The sequence below is a fragment of the Pseudomonas sp. DrBHI1 genome (assembly GCF_002205115.1).
Taxonomy (GTDB): domain Bacteria; phylum Pseudomonadota; class Gammaproteobacteria; order Pseudomonadales; family Pseudomonadaceae; genus Aquipseudomonas; species Aquipseudomonas mosselii.
In genome coordinates, this window is record NZ_NIBE01000137.1 from 1 (window position 1) to 358 (window position 358).

Consider the following 358-nt stretch of genomic DNA (forward strand, 5'->3'; position numbering starts at 1 on the left):
CTGCTCAGATTGCAGCCAGGCGAGGTGGTCGTCGGCCCGCACGTCGGCCAGGCGCTGCGCCTCGAGGCCGTGGGATTCGAACCAGGCCAGCTGGTCATGCATGGCCTTGAGGTCGATGTGTGGCAGGTAACGCGCCTCGAACTGCCGGGCGAACTCGCCGTTGTTCGCCCGGGCCTCTAGGTCCTGGCGCCTGAGTGCACCTGCGGTATCGAGAATGTCCTCCTTGGCCTGCGCCCACCAGGCGGCCATCTGCGGGTTGGCGCCCTGATCGGCACCGGCGAGGTGGGCGCGCATGGCCTCTTTGTGACGGTCGACCAGCGCGGCGACCTTGCGCTCACTGAATTGCTGATGCAGTTCG

The 358-nt window shown here is 67.3% G+C and carries 1 pseudogene; it reads right to left on the reverse strand.

Annotated features, from left to right (window positions below):
• Positions 1 to 358 (reverse strand): annotated as a pseudogene (locus tag CC207_RS27075) (hypothetical protein); the annotation flags it as partial.